Genomic DNA, 14,358 nt, shown 5'->3' on the forward strand with positions numbered 1-14,358 from the left:
CCAGCCAGCATGTTGAATCAGAGACGCTCTGATTTGGGAATCCCTAATCGAATCAACCTAACCTCATCCCGCTCTAGCTTCAGCGAGTGACGCTGCAGCGGCGATCCGGGATGACGTCGGCTTCTTTCAGACGATTCGGGCGGCTATCGCCAAGGCGACAGCAACAGGTTCGATTTCTCAGGCAGACAGGGCTTTCGCCGTCCAGCAGTTGATCGACCGGGCCGTCGCCTCCTCAGAGATCATCGATGTTTTGCGGGCCGCAGGTATCGAATCGCCTGATATCTCAATTCTATCCGACGATTTTTTGGCAGAGCTTCGGGGCTTTGACCGAAAGAACCTCGCGCTGGAGGCGCTTCGGAAGCTCCTGAATGGTGAGATCAAGAGCAGATCAAAAACCAACGTGGTTGAGAGCCGCGCATTCCCCAAACGACTTGAAGATGCCATGGCGCGCTACCACTCCAATGCCGGAGATGATTGAGGAACTTATTTCGCTTGCCAAAGATCTACAAGCGGCCCGGAAGCGCGGCGAGGAGCAAGGATTAAGTGAGGAAGAACTCGCCTTCTACGACGCCCTCGCCCAGAATGAGAGCGCCATTCAAGCTACCCTGCCACGAAGGGTTACACCTCAGGTTCAGTCGAAAAGAACGCTAAGTGATTGATTTTACTGGTAGCGAGAGAGGGACTCGAACCCCCGACCCCAGGATTATGATTCCCGTGCTCTAACCAGCTGAGCTACCTCGCCACGGTTCACCGTCACGGCTCAATATACCGCAGTCGCGAACGCGCGGCATATAAGGAGTCGGTCGGGGGCCTGTCAAGCAAACCCGCTCCGTTCGAAAAGTGCCTGCAAACGGCGCTATTTGGGCCGGATCGAAGGATCGCCGCCGGGGCTGCCGGGCGGCGGAATCACCGGCGTTTTGCCGCCGTCAGGCGCCGGCGCGTGGATTTCGGGATCAATGCCGGCGGGCGGGCACAGCACGCCATCGGAGCGCGCCAGCCTCTCGCCGAGCGGTTCGGCCCGCTGGCCGGTGGTGGTGCCTTCCGGTGCTGCCGCGCCGGAATGCGGCGCTGGATGCATCGGCGCGCAATTGGCGGTCCGCGCAGCCGATGGCGGCGCGGTCGGAGCCGGGGGAGTGGCCGGACCAGGCGGGGCCTGCGCCGCCGCGACGCCCGAGGCCGCCATCAGAACACACGACAGAAAGAGCGAGCGTTTTATTGCCATGGAGGGAAAACGGTCCGCAGCCGCGGAGGTTCCCGGCTGATTTCAAGACTTGCAATTTCAAGACTTGCAATTTCAGGACTTGCGGAAGCGGATCAGCGAAAAATGCCCCATCGGCGGCATCGGCCGCCGTTCTGTCAGGCTGACGCCGCCATGTTTGGCAGCCCAATTGGTCAATCGTTCCCAGGGGAATTCCGGCCGCCAGCCGAGCCGCCGCGCCAGCGGTGCGAAGGCGAGTTCAAAGATGCGCCGCGGGCCGCTTTCGGCGCCGATGTGATTGACCAGGATGAGTTCGCCGCCGGGCTTCAGCACGCGGATGAAATCATCCAGCGTGCGTTCGGGATCCGGCACCGCGGTGATGACATATTGCGCCACCACCGCATCGAAGAACGAATCCTTGAACGCCAGATTCTTGGCATCCATCACCGCGAGCGTTTCGACATTGGAGAGGCCGAGCGCGCGAACCCGCTGTTGCGCCCGGCGCAGCATCGGTTCGGAAATATCGACGCCGCACAATTTGGTGCTGCGCGAATAATCCGACAGCGACAATCCGGTGCCAACGCCGACGTCGAGAATGCGCCCGCCGATCTTGTCGGCTTCCGCGATCGTCGATTGACGGCCGTGCTCGAACACCTTGCCGAACACGAGATCGTAGACCGGCGCCCAGCGCCCATAAGCCTTTTCGACCCCCTCGCGGTCGATGTCCGCAGTCATTCCCTTAAGCCCCCGCCCTTATGCCCCGCATTTTTCTAGCCGCGCATCACCTCGGCAAGCGGTGGTGAAGTTGCCGCCTGTACCCCTGCCCTCGCCGCGGCGTTCCGCGCGGTCGCACTTTTAATGAATCCGCCGCCGAGCACGCGCGCCTGCCCCGAGGGCGCGTCGTAAAACACGCAGGCCTGGCCCGGCGAAACGCCCTCTTCGCCGGCGACGAGTTCGACTTCATAGCCGCCATCGACCGCGCGCAGCCAGGCCGGCTGTGGTGGGCGCGTCGAGCGCACGCGCACGAACATCTCGATGCCTGCGCCGATCACGCGCTCCAGCGCGCCGTCGCCGATCCAGTTGACGTCGCGCAGCTGGATACGATCCATCCGCAGCGCCTCGCGCGGTCCCACCACGACGCGGCGGCTGGCGGCATCGAGCTTGACGACATAGAGCGGCGCGCCTGACGCGATGCCCAATCCCTTGCGCTGGCCGACGGTGAAATGAACGATGCCCTGATGATGGCCGATGACGTGGCCGTCGAGATCGACGATGTCGCCGGGCTCGATCGCGCCGGGCTTGAGGCGGCCGATGATGTCGGTGTAGCGCCCGGTCGGGACGAAGCAGATGTCCTGGCTGTCCTGCTTGTCGGCGACCTCGAGACCAAAGCGCCGCGCCAGTTCGCGCGCCTGCGGCTTGGTCATGTCGCCGAGCGGAAAGCGCAGATAGTCGAGCTGCTCGCGCGTGGTCGCGAACAGGAAATAGCTCTGGTCGCGATCGGCGTCGGCCGCACACACCAGCGCCCGCGATCCGTCAGCGAGACGTCGCGAGGCGACATAATGTCCGGTCGCGAGCGCGCTGGCGCCAAGCTCGCGCGCGGTGGCCAGCAGGTCGCGAAACTTGACCGAGCGGTTGCACTCGATGCACGGCACCGGCGTTTCGCCGAGCGCGTAGCTGTCGGCGAAATTGTCGATCACCGACTCGCGAAAACGGCTTTCATAATCGAGCACGTAATGCGGAATGCCGATCCGCTCGGCGACATTGCGGGCATCGTGGATGTCACGGCCGGCGCAGCAGGCGCCCTTGCGATGGGTGGCCGCGCCATGGTCGTAGAGCTGCAGCGTGATGCCGACCACGTCGTAGCCCTCGGACTTCAGCAAGGCAGCCGTCACCGAGGAATCGACGCCGCCAGACATGGCGACCACGATCCGTGTGTCCTGGGGGCGGCCTTCGAGGTCCAGACTGTTCGGCATGACAGGTCAATCGGCTTCAATCGCGAGGCAGCGCCGCGCGGCAAGAGTTCAAAAAAGCCTTTTACATATAAGGCCTTAAGGCCCAGTCCGGCCCTTTTTTGCCGGACCAGAAGCCCGCTCTTTAATATAGGCCGTATTCCCGGGAGGCAATCAGTCGGACCGGCTTTGGCCGGGCAATAGACGGCAAATCTTGCCGCCGGGCAGAAAAGGGGGCCGGCCGAGGCCCTCGGCGGCCGACCCGACGTCAAATTAAGCCATTGAAATAAAAAGATATTTTACGAAAATCCAGCATGGCCCGGTCCTTGCTCAGAGGTAGCCAAGGTTTCAGCGCGAGGGTCGCCCGTGGTTGGTGTCACGTCAGAACTATTGGCAAACGTGTCTTTTCAAGGCGCTACGGCGAGGTCGGGGCGGCCGGATTCCGACCTGACGGCCGGAAACGACAGCTTTGCCGCGCTGGTCGACAGCAACAAGGCGGCGGCCAACAGCGACCACCGTTCCCAAGACACCGCGCCGCGACGCGCCGACGATTCGCAAAGCCCGGCGGACCACCGGGCGCGGGACAACACCGCGGCATCGGACAAGGCGGCCTCGGACAAAGCGGCATCCGACAAGGCCGCGCGCAACGACGCGCGCCAGGATTCCAGCGGCCGCGATGTCGGCAGCAATGCCCGCGACAATGCCGAAGCGGACACCACGACCGACGCAACCCGCCGCTCCAAGCCGAAATCGGATTCCTCGATGTCCGACATTTCGAAACCGGAGGAGACCAAGGCGGAAGGCAAGCCCGCTTCCGGCGAAGGCGCTGCGGCCACCGATCAGACCGAAGCGAAGCAGGATACGGCAGCACTGGTAACGGCCAGCGCCGTGGCGTCAGTCATTCCCGTCGCCGCGGCGACGGCGGAAGCCTCGATCGCAAAAGCTCCGACCGATACCGCGACGGCGCCGCTTGCCGTCGCCGCAGCCGCCATTGCCGCCACCGCCTCGCTCACCGGGGCAGCCGCTCCGGCGGCCGATGCCAGCGCAAATCCGGCGGCGACCGCCAACGCCGCCAAGACAGAGGGCGCGAAGATCGATGCCCAGACCGAGGTCAGCTTAGCCGTCACCGCGCAGGCCGCGCCCGCCGACACCACGCTCACGTCAGGCATCGCATTGGCTGCATCCGCAGCTGCAACGGCTGCCGGCGTGTCGAAAACCGCAACGCAAGCCAGAACGCCGGTCGTGGCGAAAGAAGGCACTGCGACCTCAGGCGAACCAGACAAGGCAGCCGGCACGATCGCCGCCCCCGCGGCTCCGGCGCCCGGCACCATCGTTCCATCAGTCACGCCGCAGGCGGAGGTCGCAGGCCAACCGAAAGCCGAGAACGGCGTCATCGACCCTGCCAAGGCTGATGTCGCAGGCAACGGCGCCCCGGCACCATCGGCCCATGCGGCCACGCATGCGCATCCGGTCACAGCCGACGTCAGCCAGACGCTGCTTAGCGCATCGAACAACGGCTTGCAGGCCGCAGGCGCGATCCAGACGCAGCAGCCGGCATCTTCCACCACGCCGGCCCCGGTACCCCAGCTCAACGTCGCCGTCGCGACATCAGCAGCGGTGCCGCTCAGCGGGCTTGCGATGGAAATCGCAGCGTCGGCCAAGAGCGGCAAGAGCCGTTTCGAAATCCGGCTCGATCCGGCCGAGCTTGGCCGCATCGACGTCCGCATCGATGTCGATCGCAACGGCCAGGTCACCTCGCATCTGACGGTGGAGCGGCCGGAGACGCTGTCGATGCTGCGCCAGGACGCCAACCAGCTGCAGCGCGCGCTCGACAACGCCGGACTTTCGACCGGCAATAGCGGGCTGCAATTCAGCCTGCGCGATCAATCCTCGCAGGGCCAGAGCGACGGCAACCAGTCCAATCCCAACGCCCATCGCCTGGTCGTCAGCGAAGAAGACAGCATTCCGGCAGCGGTTGCCGGCCGCAACTATGGCCGCATGCTCGGAGCGAGCGGCGGCGTGGACATCAGGGTTTAACGGAGAGCGTTATGGCAGTCGATGCAACCATGCCGACGACGATCGTCTCGGCGCCCGCAACGGGCAGTTCGAGCTCCAGCAGCTCCACGAGCTCGACCGCGACGACGGGGATCGCGGATAATTTCCAGACCTTTCTGACGCTGCTGACGACGCAGCTGCAGAACCAGAACCCGCTGGATCCGCTCGACACCAACCAGTTCACCCAGCAGCTGGTGCAGTTCGCCGGCGTCGAGCAGCAGCTCAAGTCCAACGAGCAGTTGAAGTCGCTGCTCGAAATCGAAAAGAGCGCCCAGGCGACCCAGGCGCTGGTCTATGTCGGCAACACAGTTGCGGTCGACGGCAGCAAGGCGGCGTTCGACAAGTCGGCGACCTGGAATTTTCAGAGCGACAAAGACACCTCGGCAACCATCACGATCACCAACTCGGCGGGACAGACTGCGTACAGCGGCAACTACTCGCTGAAACAGGGCGGTAGCAGTTTCGTTTGGGACGGCAAAGGCAATGACGGCGTGCAGTGGCCGGCCGGCACCTACACGCTGACCGCCACCGGCAAGGACAGCTCCGGCAACAACGTGGCGATCTCCACCGAAGTCCAGGGCATCGTGGATTCGGTCGATCTCAGCGCCTCCCCGCCGCTGCTTTCGATCGGCGGGCAAAGCTACACGACCGACAAGATCAAGCGCGTGGTGCGCCCGTCGACCACGAGCTAGCGCTGCGGGCTAATGGCTCGCTCTCTCGTCCTCGTCGTCCCGGCCTTGAGCTCAGATGCGCAATTGCGCATCGGGGGACCCATACTCCGTGACGGTTGTTGTTGAAGAGGGTCGCTAACGCCAGCACTCTCACCGATAGGCCGCGGCGTATGGGTCCCGGCCTTCGCCGGGACGACGAAAAAATCTTCGATTCAATTGTCAAACAGCGAGAGGATGTGCGGCCGCATTCTCGCGACGCATTGCGCCCGAGCTTTGCCAGAAATTCCTAGCCCTCGAATGAGAGGGCGCAGGGAAGACCGGGTGCGCGCTGCACCCGCGGTCTCGCGTGCGGTTTGCACAAAACAAAGTGCACACGAGCATACAGGGCAGCGGAGAACACCCGGCCTTCCCTGCGCAATGGCTTTACGGCTTATAACGCGATCTCCCCGGTGAACGGGCTTTCTTGCCACCGTCGCCCGCCAGAAGCTTTTGGCTCCTCGCGAACTTGACACCAGCAACGGGGTGTCAGGACCACGCGCCTTCGCCGTACGCCTCTGTCGCGTTACGTCTTCGCAACATCGGCGTCCATCGCATCCCGTCCAACGTCCGTGACGACGGCCGACGCCCTCTGAGTAGGACGGGATGGCCAAAGATATGCACCTGATTTTATTTCCGTAAAAGCGAAATATTTTTTATTTCGAGGCTTGACACGATTTCCGTAAATCAGAATTGATTTGCCCGTCGGGTTGATTTGTCGCACTCCGACATCATTGCGAGGAGCGTAGGCGACGAAGCAATCCATAATCGCTATGCCGTGCCATGGATTGCTTCGCTTCGCTCGCAATGACAGAACCTGACCGGGTTGACCCGTCGGACGGGGAGGAGCGTTGGATCGTTCAGCGATAGGATTTGCCCCATGACCATTCCGTTCAAAACCATTCGCGCGCGCGCAGAGAAGCGCAAGGGCGGGCCGAAGGCGCTGCAGAAGCTGCTGCCGTCGAAGCCGGATCCGAAGGCGCTCGCCAAAATGAGCGACGACCGGATTCTCGCCGAGATGACCAAGCGGGTGTTTTCGGCCGGCTTTGCCTGGAGCGTGATCGAGAACAAATGGCCGGGATTCGAGAAGGCGTTTCTCGGCTTCAAGCCCGGGCCGCTGACGCTGCAGGCGGATGAGTTCTGGGACGCGTTGATGAAGGACACGCGCATCGTGCGCAACGGCGCCAAGATCATGTCGGTGCGATCAAATGCGACCTTCGTGCGCGAGATCGCCAAAGAACATGGCAGCTTCGGCAAGTTTCTCTCGAACTGGCCCTCCTCCGACCAGATCGGACTACTCGACTTGCTGGCCAAGCGCGGCAGCCGGCTCGGCGGCAACACCGGCCAGATGATGCTGCGCTTTCTCGGCTTCGACGGCTTCGTCACGTCAAAGGACATGGTGGCGTGCCTGCGCGACGCCGGCCTCGATATCGCGGAGACGGTGGCCTCGAAGCGCGACCTTGCCAAGGTGCAGGCGCAGTTCAACGCCTGGGCCGAGGAAACCGGGCTGCCTTACGTGCAGCTTTCACGCATCTGTGCGATGTCGGCGGGGGAGAATTACAGTAACGAGACGCTGGCGCGGTTTTTGGGTGGCGAGGAATGAGGGCCTGGTGTCGGGGCTCCCTCGATTGAGAAACCGGTGCAGAGAGGAACCCACCCGTGCGCATTCGAGCTATAATTGTCGTGGCCGTCGCGGCACTTTTGACCGCAGCGCCCGTTCGGGCGCAGACCTATGATCCGGCCTACCCGATCTGCATCCAGACCTACAGCCACCACGGCAGCGCCATCGTATGCCGCTTTACCTCGCTGGCGCAGTGCGCCGCGACGGCATCGGGCCGCGCCGCCCAGTGCATCACCAATCCTTATTATGGTGCTGCAAGAGCGACTGCGGGACCGGACGTCCGACGGCAGCGCGGGGCATACTAGTACGGCCTGAAATTGATCGCCGCCATCAGCCCGCCGCGCGCCGCGGCATCTGCTCCGGCGCCGCCTCGGAAGGTTGCGGGATCTGCATCAGGATGGTTTGTCCGGTGGAGGCGATTTCGATTCCGGCGTCCTGGAATTTCTGCTTCATGCGCCGGTTGAACTCGCGCTGCACCGGCCAGCGCCCGCTGTCGGTGCAGCGGATCTGGCCGACGATCGAGACCATCGAACCGTCGACCTTGTCGATGCCCCACAATTCGAGATCGCCGCGGATCGCGTGGCGGTATTCGTCCTCGCGCCGCATTTGGGCGACGATGTCTTTCAGGATCTGACCGGCGCGGTCGGTGTCTTCCTTGTAAGATACGTTGACACTGACGGACGCATTGCCGGCGCCGCGGCTCGAATTGGTGAGCGTCGTCACCGCGCTGAAGGGAACGATGTGCACCGAACCGTCGCCGGCCCGCAGGCGGATGGTGCGGATCGAAACATTCTCGACCGTCCCTGATAGCCCGGACACCGTGACGTTGTCGCCGACCTGGACGGTGTTTTCCAACAACAGAAACAGCCCGGTGATGAGGTCCTGCACCAGCTTCTGCGAACCGAAGCCGATGGCGATGCCGACGATGCCGGCGCCGGCCAGCAGCGGGGCGACATTGACGCCGATTTCGCTGAGCGTGGTCAGACCGACCACGGTCACGATGAGGCACAGCAGCGCGGTCCGCAGCATCGGCTGGAAGGTGCGCAGCCGCGCCGCGCGCGCGTAATGCCCCTCGCGCGACAGCGCAGTGACCTGGCGATCCATCAGCGCGTTGGCGACCTCCCAGATCGCAGCGGCCGCGAGCGCGGCGATGCCGATCGTCACCACCGCCGACAGCAGCCGGCTGCCGATCTGCCCGCCGTAGAACCAGACGATGGCGTCGATGCCCCAGACCTCGAGCAATGCGACGAAGCCCATAAAGGCGATGACCGAAGCGACGATCTTGCGCAGCAGCGGCAGATAGCGATTGGCGCGGGTCTCCAGACCCGGAAAGCGCTGCAGAATTTCGGGGCGGATGCGGAAGCCGCGATCGATCAGGCTCAGCACCACGATGATCGCGAGCCTTGCAACCAGGATGACGGCGATGCCGCCGACGAAATACTGCAACAACAGCGAATAGCCGTTGCGGATGTGCAGCGCCCACACCGTCCAGAGCGCGAGGTCGAGCGCGATTGCGGGATAGTGCCACACAGCGGCAATGCGGTTGCGCATCAGGGCGGCCGCGCCGGTGCGTCCGTCAGGCGCGCGAATGGCGTCGGCGATCTGGCGGCGGCATTGCAGGATGATGACGACGATAAAGAGATGCACGACCAGCATCACGAGGCGCAGCAGTGCGGCATAGCCGCCGCGGCTCAGCCCGAGCAGCAGCGCCACGTTTGCAAAGGCGATGCCGGATACGCCGACCGCGACGATGCGCCGGACCCAGATCTCGATATAGGCAGCGGTCTCGGCGCGGACCCGAAACAGGCCGTACGGCCCGGCCAGCGCCCGCGCGGCGCAGATCAGCGCGCGCGACAGCGCATAACCATTGACGACCGCCTGGATGGCAAGCCGCACCGTCGGGCGATCGCCGATCTCGGTGCTCAGCAGCATGGTGGAAACGCCGACGAAGATCAGCACCGGCAGCAGTTCGAGCGCGAGCCGCCCCAGCACGAACGGCAACCTGATCAGCGATTGCCAGGCCCGCGCCAGGCTGAGACGCCGCCGGTGCAACGCCGGCTCCACGGTGACGTCAGCGGCGGAGGATGGCGGATCGACCATTGCCAGCGTCTGCGCCGGCGCGCGCGCGGTTTGCGGCAGGCGCGCTTCCAATAGCGCCACCGGCCGCTTGATCAGGCGGAACACCAGCCATTCGGCGGCGAAGGCGCAGCCGAACACCAGCGCCAGTTTCCACGCGATGTCGAATATCTGGCCGTAAGCCGCGGGATCGTTGACGGTTCGCAGGAACCAATAATAGAACGCCGGAAAATGCGTTATCGAGCGCACCAGATGGGTAACTTCGCGCGAGACCTCGCCGACCTGTTCGGAGACGGTCAGCAGCAGCTGCGCGCCAAGACTATCCGCGGTGAGCGGGATGGCCGGCTTCGCCTCGGACGCGGGCTCGGCGGCCTGCGGCGATGAAGACGCACCCGCGATCGCCCGCAGAGTATCGATCATCTGCGCGCGCTTCTTGTCGTCCTGCAATGTCTCCAGCGCCCGCTTCGCCTGATCAGGTGTCAGCGCGTTGGCGTTGTTGGTTGCCGGGGCGGTGGCGGCCGGCGCGGTGTTGGATTGGGCAAGCGCCGCGGGGCAGGCAAACAGCGCGCACACGAGCAGCAACGAGGGCAGGAATTTGTGCGACATCGAGGCCCCTTTTAAATGCGCACGACGGCAAAACCGGAACCGGTTTGCCGCCGCGCCAGCGTCATGTCGGAGAGCCCCTTTTCGCCGCCATCATGTGTCGGAAGTTTGCCATGGAGACGACTTTCTCTTGGCATTTGCTGTGGGCATTTCTTGCATGCCGCGTCACACAAATGTCGCAGCAATTAATCGCGCGTTATCGTCTGTCTGCGGATGGTGAAGAAAAAATACAGCAGGACCGGCAAGGACAGTGAGCTCCACGACAGGCCGTCCCACCACCCGTCACCGACGAGGGCGGCGATGAGGCCCACGGTGGAGAGGATGCCGATCAGTATAGGCAGCGCAAAGATTTGCCGCAGGTTGCGATGATTTCTCACGGGATCACCGCGACAGCACGGGCGTATCGATGGCGGAGCCCTGGGCGATGACGCGATCGACGCTGACGCCGGTCTTGCGCCGGCGCAGCCAGAGATAGACCCCTGTCCCCAAAACCATGATCGTCAGCACGTCGAGCAGCGCCCAGAGAATCTTCAAGGGCATGCCACCATAATCACCGAAATGCAGCGGCTGCGAGATGAACAGCGTGGTGACGTACCAGGGCATATCGCGGCTGTCGGTCAGCTTGCCGGTTTCCGCATCGATCAAGGCCGGCTTGAGCAGGCGCGAGGTCACCGGCGTGTCGCCCTTCAGGAAGACGGCATAGTGGCTCTTGCTGCTGAGGATCGTTCCGGGGAAAGACACAAAGCTCGGCGTCATGCCCGGCACCGCTTCCGTCGCGACGGTCACGGCCGATTGCAGCGAGGTCAATTTGGCGGGCGGCGCGCGATCGCGATATTGCGACGTCATCTCGGCGAGCTGGCCGTATTGCCACATCTTCAGGACGAGATCCGCCCAGGTGTTGATCACGCCGGTGAAGCCGACCACGAGTGTCCACATCACAAGCAAAATGCCCGCGAGATTGTGGATGTCGAGCCAGCGCACGATGCGCGGGCGCTGGCTGCGGTAGGTGCCGAAGTCCAATTTCCGCATCGACGGCGCGTAGACCACGATGCCCGATATAATCGCGACACAGAACAGAATCCCCATCAGGCCAAGGAAAAGCTTCCCCGGCAAACCTGCAAACATGTCGGTGTGCAGCTTCAGCATGATGTAGGTGAAACGGCCGGTGACGTCGGGCGAATCGAGATAGGCGCCGGTATGCGAATCCATCCGGACGAAGCGGTTGTTCACGGGGTCGGACGTGAGGGACTCGCCGACGCTGACGAACATCGCGTTGGGATCGTCGCGGTCCCAGATCAGGAAATGCGGCACCGGCATGTTCTTCGGTGCATTCGCCATCGCGTTGGCGAGCAGCTTGTCCAGATCGGCGAACGGTGTGCCGGGCGCGACCTCGGCCGGCTTCACCTCGCTGTGCAGGAGCTCGTCGATCTCATGATGAAAGATCAGCGGCAGGCCGGTGATGCACAGCAGCAGCATGAAAAGCGTGCAGATGAGGCTCGTCCATTTATGGACGGCGCCCCATCTGCGAAGAGATCTGGTCGCTGGCGTCAATTGACTCTTCCTCCGTCCCGATAGGGTGCCGGTGCCATTCACACCCCCGGCATCCCGACGTCCGAGCTCAATACTTCGTCACAAGCACCGGCGGCTTTGGGGTTTCCCCCCAGCGATAGGTCAGTGTCGCGAGGATGGTGCGGGGTTGGCCCAGCGCGCAGTAAGCAAGGCCGGTGAAGCAATTCGTCACGTGATATTTGTCGCCGATGTTGATGGCGTTGACCCTCAGATGAAGACCGCGCCAATCACGGTTCAGATAGCTGAAGTCGTACGTCAGCACCGCATCGAACAGCGTATAACCGGGGACCCTGATCAGGTTAGCGTCGTCGCCGAACAAGCTCCCCGTGTATCGGACGCCCCCTCCCAAACCAAGGCCGGCGACCGGTCCCCCGGTAAACTTGTAGAGGCCCCACAAGAATGCACTATCGCGATTCACGCTCGCAACATCCTTACCGATGATGGCAGGATTTACGTGATCCTCCACGATCGGCATGAGATGGGAACCGCCGGCAATGATGTCGAAATTGTCTGTCATGCTCGCGCGGAAGTCGGCTTCCACCCCCTTGACGCGGATTGCGCCAACCTGGAACGGAACAAATGTCGGCGTGTTCACCACGACATTCTTCTGGGTCATGTCAAAGATCGCAGCCGTGAACAGCATACTGGTGCCGGGCGGGGCGAATTTGATGCCCGCCTCGATTCCCTCCCCCGTCGTGGGCTTGAAGGGCTGTCCCGTTGCCGAAACAAGCGACAGTCCTGCGACCGGCTCGAACGACGTCGAATAGCTGATGTAGGGAGCCAGACCGATATCGAACACGTAGTTGAGACCAACCCTTCCGGTGAACGCGGAATCATCCTGCGGGACATTCGCGTTGGCCAGCCTGTTGGTTGTCTCGGCAGTCGCACGATCATGACGTCCAGTCAGGACCAGATTCCAGCGATCGAGCTTGATCTGGTCTTGAAGGTAGACGCCCATCTGGTCCTTGTTCGTCGACGTATTGATGAACGGGATCAGCCCGGCTTTGGTCGGCAGCGGCGTCGCATTATAGACCGGGTTGTAGGCATCGATCGGGAAGCCGGGGAAGGTCCCGCGGTAGTCCGTATCGACCGAGGTTTTCTGGTAGTCCAGGCCGGCCAATACCTTGTGACGCAGCCAGCCTGTGTTGAAATCCGCCTGCAGTTGGTTGTCGATCGCGAAGTTTTTCGTGCTGCCACCAACAAAATTCGCATCGCGCAACGTGATGCGTTGCGCCGGATCCACGGGACCACCCAAGCAGGCGGGATGACCGCCCGCGACAGGGCAAAGCGTCCCGGCATTGCGCATCGAAAACATATCAATATCGACCGATGCCACGCGCATGTTCTGGCGGAATTCGAGACCCTCGTTGAAGCGGTGCTTGAATTCGTAGCCGATCATGGCCTGGTCATACCCGATCCGGTCGAACGCCGGTTCGCCGGTGTAGGTGCCGACGGGAATTCGACCGTTGGGGTTGGCGAGGAGCGTACCGTACGCCGGCAGGTATTGATGGACCTGGCCGTTAAGGCGGTCGCGCTGCGCGCTGGCCAGCACTGTGAGGCTGGTGTCGGTGGTCGGCTGCCACGTGAAGCTCGGCGCTATGAAATAGCGTTGCTCCTTGTTCATGTCGACAAACGTGTCGCTTTCGCGCGCCAAGCCGACAAAGCGATAGAGAAATTCGCGATTCTTGTCGATGGGACCGGAGACATCGAAGGCCCCCTGAATCCGATTAAAGCTGCCTGTTTGTGCCTCTACCTCGCCGCGCTGCTCAGTGGTCGGGCGCTTGCTCACCATATTGAGAATACCGCCGGGAGAAGCCTGGCCGTAAATGCCCGATGCCGGTCCTTTGAGAATCTCGATCCGTTCGAGCCCGTACGGCTCTGTCCTCGGCTGAGCAAACTGAATTGTCGTATCGTAAGGCAGGCGTAGGCCGTCAAGATAACGCGGTGCGATAAAGCCACGGACCCTGACCTCGGTATCGAACACCGACGCCGCGCCGTACAATTGGCCCTGCGTACCCGACGTATACCGAATGGCCTCTGCGACGCTCTGCGCCCCTTGTTGCTCGATCTGCTGCCGAGGCACGACACTGATGGATTGCGGCGTTTCGAGAATCGGCGTGTCGGTCTTGGTTCCGGTTGCGCTCTGCCGCGCGACAATCCCGTTCACCGGGCCGTTGGCGCGTTCTCTCGCGGGACCGCCACCGGCGTTCTGTTCCACCACCTGCTGCCGCGCGGGGGCCGCGACCTGCCTGGTCGCGCGTTGCGACCTTGCGGCCCTTCTCGCCGGCTGGGTTGGACGCGCCGCTTGCGGCTTCGGTGCATCGACGGTGACGGGCGGCAAGGTTTGGCCGGATTGCGCGTGAACCTCCCCGACCTGCATGCTCAACCCGAATACGGTTACGCAGAACGCCTTCGACGCCACGCCCCACGCCGATGGCTGTACAGAATCACGCATCGCAGTCTCACCCCGTTCACTAATCCCCGTTCACGAGAGACCAGATTTGATTTTTGGATGCCTTTGCGTATGCGCAAAAAACCTTTGATCGTGCGTCGACACTCTCCAAGTTCAACTTGGGAATA

The 14,358-nt window shown here is 62.9% G+C and carries 13 protein-coding genes and 1 tRNA gene; 6 read left to right on the plus strand and 8 right to left on the minus strand.

Annotated elements, in window-relative coordinates; all coding sequences use genetic code 11:
• Positions 1 to 103: 103 nt before the first annotated feature.
• Together JQ567_RS16325 and JQ567_RS38640 are read left to right on the plus strand one after the other, a co-directional pair.
• Positions 104 to 478, plus strand: coding sequence for a type I restriction enzyme endonuclease domain-containing protein (locus JQ567_RS16325; RefSeq protein ID WP_312017416.1), 375 nt, complete (start codon positions 104 to 106; stop codon positions 476 to 478).
• Entirely contained in the window at positions 471 to 659 is a 189-nt protein-coding gene (locus tag JQ567_RS38640) for a type I restriction enzyme endonuclease domain-containing protein (RefSeq protein ID WP_283816514.1), read from the plus strand. Before JQ567_RS16325 ends, JQ567_RS38640 begins: the two co-directional genes overlap by 8 nt.
• Positions 660 to 665: 6 nt before the next feature.
• Here JQ567_RS38640 and JQ567_RS16330 read toward each other — a convergent pair.
• The 4 genes from JQ567_RS16330 to mnmA form a co-directional block, all read right to left on the minus strand.
• A tRNA-Met gene (locus JQ567_RS16330) sits at positions 666 to 742 on the minus strand.
• 114 nt (positions 743 to 856) lie between these two features.
• Positions 857 to 1,222: a hypothetical protein gene (locus JQ567_RS16335; protein WP_212439783.1), complete on the minus strand. Its 366-nt coding sequence runs from the start codon at positions 1,220 to 1,222 to the stop codon at positions 857 to 859.
• 72 nt (positions 1,223 to 1,294) lie between these two features.
• On the minus strand, positions 1,295 to 1,933 hold the full coding sequence (locus JQ567_RS16340; RefSeq protein WP_212439784.1) for a class I SAM-dependent methyltransferase: 639 nt from the start codon (positions 1,931 to 1,933) through the stop codon (positions 1,295 to 1,297).
• 35 nt (positions 1,934 to 1,968) lie between these two features.
• Positions 1,969 to 3,171 carry a tRNA 2-thiouridine(34) synthase MnmA gene (gene mnmA, locus JQ567_RS16345; protein WP_212439785.1) on the minus strand — a complete coding sequence of 401 codons (1,203 nt, stop codon included), beginning with the start codon at positions 3,169 to 3,171 and terminating at the stop codon, positions 1,969 to 1,971.
• 375 nt (positions 3,172 to 3,546) lie between these two features.
• Between mnmA and JQ567_RS38865 the strand changes: the two genes are divergently transcribed.
• From JQ567_RS38865 to JQ567_RS16365, 4 genes are all read left to right on the plus strand, one after another.
• Positions 3,547 to 5,184 carry a flagellar hook-length control protein FliK gene (locus tag JQ567_RS38865; RefSeq protein WP_212439786.1) on the plus strand — a complete coding sequence of 546 codons (1,638 nt, stop codon included), beginning with the start codon at positions 3,547 to 3,549 and terminating at the stop codon, positions 5,182 to 5,184.
• 11 nt (positions 5,185 to 5,195) lie between these two features.
• Complete coding sequence (locus JQ567_RS16355; RefSeq protein ID WP_212439787.1) at positions 5,196 to 5,894, plus strand: flagellar hook assembly protein FlgD; 699 nt, start codon at positions 5,196 to 5,198, stop codon at positions 5,892 to 5,894.
• Positions 5,895 to 6,789: 895 nt separating this feature from the next.
• Positions 6,790 to 7,512, plus strand: coding sequence for a DNA-3-methyladenine glycosylase I (locus JQ567_RS16360; RefSeq protein WP_212439788.1), 723 nt, complete (start codon positions 6,790 to 6,792; stop codon positions 7,510 to 7,512).
• 56 nt (positions 7,513 to 7,568) lie between these two features.
• A complete protein-coding gene (locus tag JQ567_RS16365) occupies positions 7,569 to 7,835 on the plus strand; it encodes a DUF3551 domain-containing protein (RefSeq protein ID WP_212439789.1) in 267 nt (88 codons plus the stop codon).
• 25 nt (positions 7,836 to 7,860) lie between these two features.
• Here the strand turns inward: JQ567_RS16365 and JQ567_RS16370 are convergent, their stop codons facing one another.
• The 4 genes from JQ567_RS16370 to JQ567_RS16385 all read right to left on the minus strand — a co-directional run bounded on the left by JQ567_RS16370 (position 7,861) and on the right by JQ567_RS16385 (position 14,233).
• Positions 7,861 to 10,212 (minus strand): mechanosensitive ion channel domain-containing protein, encoded by a 2,352-nt coding sequence (locus JQ567_RS16370; protein ID WP_212439790.1) that lies wholly within the window; start codon positions 10,210 to 10,212, stop codon positions 7,861 to 7,863.
• Positions 10,213 to 10,394: 182 nt separating this feature from the next.
• Entirely contained in the window at positions 10,395 to 10,586 is a 192-nt protein-coding gene (locus tag JQ567_RS16375; protein ID WP_212439791.1) for a hypothetical protein, read from the minus strand.
• 4 nt (positions 10,587 to 10,590) lie between these two features.
• Positions 10,591 to 11,760: a PepSY domain-containing protein gene (locus JQ567_RS16380; protein ID WP_212439792.1), complete on the minus strand. Its 1,170-nt coding sequence runs from the start codon at positions 11,758 to 11,760 to the stop codon at positions 10,591 to 10,593.
• Positions 11,761 to 11,827: 67 nt separating this feature from the next.
• Positions 11,828 to 14,233, minus strand: a complete 2,406-nt coding sequence (locus JQ567_RS16385; RefSeq protein WP_249165506.1) for a TonB-dependent siderophore receptor — start codon at positions 14,231 to 14,233, stop codon at positions 11,828 to 11,830.
• Between the last annotated feature and the right edge of the window lie 125 nt (positions 14,234 to 14,358).

The organism is Bradyrhizobium sp. AUGA SZCCT0431, assembly GCF_018131065.1.
Classification (GTDB): Bacteria; Pseudomonadota; Alphaproteobacteria; order Rhizobiales; family Xanthobacteraceae; genus Bradyrhizobium.